The sequence below is a fragment of the uncultured Sphingomonas sp. genome (genome assembly GCF_936927845.1).
In the GTDB taxonomy this organism is placed as follows: Bacteria; Pseudomonadota; Alphaproteobacteria; order Sphingomonadales; family Sphingomonadaceae; genus Sphingomonas.
The window spans coordinates 1-2193 of sequence record NZ_CAKZHV010000042.1; the positions used below are offsets into that span (position 1 = coordinate 1).

A 2193-nucleotide genomic window follows, 5' to 3' on the forward strand; every position below is an offset into this window, starting at 1 on the left:
GAAGGGGGTCCCTTTTGCACGCCGATAGGGGGTCCTTTTTGGACGCCGATTGACAGTCACCGACTGCTGGCGAGTGGCTCTCGTTGATGCCGCGAAGGCCATCGACATCGACGAGAGCGAGGCAGACTGGATCCCGTAGGTCGCCGGCGAGGCGATCCTCGAAGCCCTTCCTGTTTGTCAGCCCCGTCAGTGGGTCGTGCTGCCCTGCTGCCTGCAGAGCCGCCAGCTCGGCGCGGATTTGGCGCGCGCGGGCCGCAGCCTGCGCGAAACTTGCTTCTGCGCTCTCTGCCCGGCGGAGCATGGTCGCGAGCAGCGGGCCGACCGTCGCTCCTGGTTCATCGAGCAGCGCCGCGGAAGCCGTCACCAGTTCGCGGCTGAGATCGGTCGTGATCGTCATCGCGTCTCCGACGACGTCGAGGACACGCAGCGTGATGTGATCGAGCTCGGGCGCCACGTTCGAGGGCGCGGCAGGCCGTAGCTGCAGCACCTGCTCTTCGGTCAGGCGGACACCGCCGTCGATCGCGCCGTCGACGCGTTTGCGCAGCTGCGTGTCCTCGCCGCTCAGGTAGTCGTGGGCGAAGGCATAGTGGTCTGGGGTGTGCGCAAGCCGGTGATGGTCAAGGAAGACGAGGACCTCGGCGCCGCCCTGCGGCCGCTTCCTACGATCTACCATCATATCTCTCCGTTCGACCGAGCGCCCCTCCCCTGCCGCGCTGGATCGAGCTAGCGATTATAGATCCATATTGCGATCCTTCATCGCCTCTGCGGCCAGGTCGCCGATCGGACCAGTGCCTCCGACCATCTCGAAAACAGCCGCGACGTCGTGCTCTTCCAGCTTCGAGAGCATGAGCCGGATCGCGTTGGCGCTGGCATCGTCCAGCACGATCGTTGCCTCAACATCCGACATCGGTATGGTCCGCTCCGTTTCTCAGGGAGGTACGATTACCATGAACGTTGGTGAGCTGGCCAAGGGTGTCGCGGCCGTGACGGGTTCGAGCGAGGCGGACGCGAAGAAGACGATCACCGCGGTCTTCGACCAGATCGCGGCCGCGGCTGCGAAGGGCGAAGAGGTCTCGATCAATGGCTTTGGCAAGTTCACCGTGAAGGATCGGCCGGAGCGTGAGGGTCGTAATCCGGCGACCGGCGCGACCATGACGATCGCGGCGTCAAAGAAGGTCGCGTTCACGGCTGCCAAGGGCCTGAAGGACAAGCTCTGAGGCATGCGCGCCGGCGAGTTCGCTCGCCGGCGCCGACAGGAGGCGCGGATGTGCAATAGGTATCGGCTCACGGCCAAGCAGGCCGAGGTGATGGCGACCTTTGGCATCCGGCCGCCCTACGAGCCCGACGAGACGTTTCCAGCCGGCGACATCTTCCCGACGGGCAAGAAGACGCCCTTCTATGGCGCTGTGATCGTGAAGGACGGCGCCGATCGCCGGCTTGAGCGCATGGAGTGGGGCGTTCCGACGCAGGTGCCCAGCAAGCGCGACCCAGCGGTGAAGCTGACCAAGTACGTGACCAACGTGCGAAATCTCAGCTCAAGCTTCTGGCGATCGATGTTGACCACGCCTGCTCGGCGCTGCCTGGTACCAGTGACATCGTTCTCCGAGTACGGGCTCGCCCCCGGGGAGGATGGTAGGAAGCCGCTGCACTGGTTCGACGTGCCGAGCCGGCCAATTTTCGCATTCGCGGGCATTTGGAGACCGACCGAGCGCGGCAACGCCTATGGGTTTCTGACAACGGAGCCAAACGCGATCGTGGCCCCGATCCACCCGAAAGCCATGCCGGTGATCCTACATGATGACGATTACGATCGCTGGTTGACTGCACCTTGGGAGGACATCAGCGGGCTTGTTGCCCCTTACCCATCTCAATTGATGACGATCTCGACGGATTAGCAGCAGGGCGTACACACCGGATAGGTGACGCTCACTCGTCGCCGAACAGCTGCCAACGCGAAAGCCCCAGCCCCTTCATCGCTGCAGGCACAATCGCAAGGAGTAGACGTTCCTCGCGATCCTTGTCCTCCTCGATTGATTCTTCATAGGATTCCGGCTGGTTCAGCTCACGGCTTCGATCTGTCTCTGTAACGTAAGACGAAAGCAGCCTCGCGACCTCTAACGGCAAGGCTAGTTCGCCAAGATCGTAAGCGTGGTCTACGGGCCGCCTTGCCTATTCGGCCGTAGCGGGGATGCT

At 63.3% G+C, this 2193-nt stretch carries 4 protein-coding genes; 2 read left to right on the top strand and 2 right to left on the bottom strand.

Annotation, left to right across the window (positions count from 1 at the left end):
- Positions 1 to 676 (bottom strand): hypothetical protein (locus tag Q0579_RS06525; RefSeq protein WP_298810382.1); only part of this gene is annotated, 676 nt, incomplete at its 3' end.
- Between the two features lie 54 nt (positions 677 to 730).
- Positions 731 to 883: a hypothetical protein gene (locus tag Q0579_RS06530; protein WP_298810385.1), complete on the bottom strand. Its 153-nt coding sequence runs from the start codon at positions 881 to 883 to the stop codon at positions 731 to 733.
- A gap of 64 nt (positions 884 to 947) precedes the next feature.
- Here Q0579_RS06530 and Q0579_RS06535 point away from each other — a divergent pair, with 64 nt between their 5' ends.
- Together Q0579_RS06535 and Q0579_RS06540 are read left to right on the top strand one after the other, a co-directional pair.
- Positions 948 to 1217, top strand: a complete 270-nt coding sequence (locus Q0579_RS06535; protein WP_298810386.1) for an HU family DNA-binding protein — start codon at positions 948 to 950, stop codon at positions 1215 to 1217.
- A gap of 3 nt (positions 1218 to 1220) precedes the next feature.
- Complete coding sequence (locus Q0579_RS06540) at positions 1221 to 1895, top strand: SOS response-associated peptidase family protein (protein ID WP_298810388.1); 675 nt, start codon at positions 1221 to 1223, stop codon at positions 1893 to 1895.
- Positions 1896 to 2193 lie beyond the last annotated feature (298 nt).

Bases quoted from the DNA above. Each gene is read 5' to 3' on its own strand.
- Q0579_RS06535 (WP_298810386.1), top strand. From the start codon at position 948: ATGAACGTTGGTGAGCTGGCCAAGGGTGTCGCGGCCGTGACGGGTTCG.
- Q0579_RS06540 (WP_298810388.1), top strand. From the start codon at position 1,221: ATGCGCGCCGGCGAGTTCGCTCGCCGGCGCCGACAGGAGGCGCGGATG.